The organism is Leisingera sp. ANG-M1, from assembly GCF_000813745.1.
Classification (GTDB): domain Bacteria; phylum Pseudomonadota; class Alphaproteobacteria; order Rhodobacterales; family Rhodobacteraceae; genus Leisingera.
This window is the reverse complement of record NZ_JWLC01000020.1, coordinates 194,345-194,950: the sequence shown is the minus strand read 5'-3', so window position 1 is coordinate 194,950 and position 606 is coordinate 194,345. Positions and strand designations below refer to the sequence as shown.

General features: G+C 60.9%; 1 protein-coding gene. It reads right to left on the bottom strand.

Translation table 11 applies throughout. From position 1 onward, the window contains the following. The coding region (locus RA19_RS17685) for an oxidoreductase (protein WP_039165037.1) at window positions 1-606 on the bottom strand (606 nt) is incomplete at both ends.

The window sequence follows — 606 nt, the reverse complement described above, 5'->3', positions numbered from 1 at the left end:
CCCGCGCCGCCTCCAGCCCGCCCGGGCCTGCGCCAACAACAACCACCTTCTTGCGTTCTTTTGAAGGTGGAATGCTGTGCGGCATCGACAGCTCCCGGCCTGTCGCCGCGTTATGGATGCAAAGAGCCTCTCCCGCCTGGTAAATCCTGTCCAGGCAGTAGGTTGCCCCAACGCAGGGGCGGATGTCATCCTCGCGCCCCTCCATGATTTTGCGAACGATATGCGGATCCGCCATATGAGCGCGGGTCATGCCCACCATGTCCAGCAACCCTGCGGAAACGGCATGACGCGCGGTTGCGACATCCGGAATCCGTGCCGCGTGGAAGGTCGGCATGCCGGTTGCCCTTTTGACCTCGCCTGCAAAATCCAGATGCGGGGCTGATTTCATACCCTGCACCGGGATAATATCAGTCATCGCCGGATCAGTATGAATGCGGCCCCGGATAACATTGAGGAAATCCACCATGCCGCTGCCTGCAAGCCGTTTAGAGATTTCCAGGCCTTCCTCCGGCGTAATGCCACCCGTTTGTGCCTCATCCGCAGTGTAGCGCAATCCGACGATGAATTCCTCGCCGACCCGCTCCCGCACCGCCCGCAGCACATCCA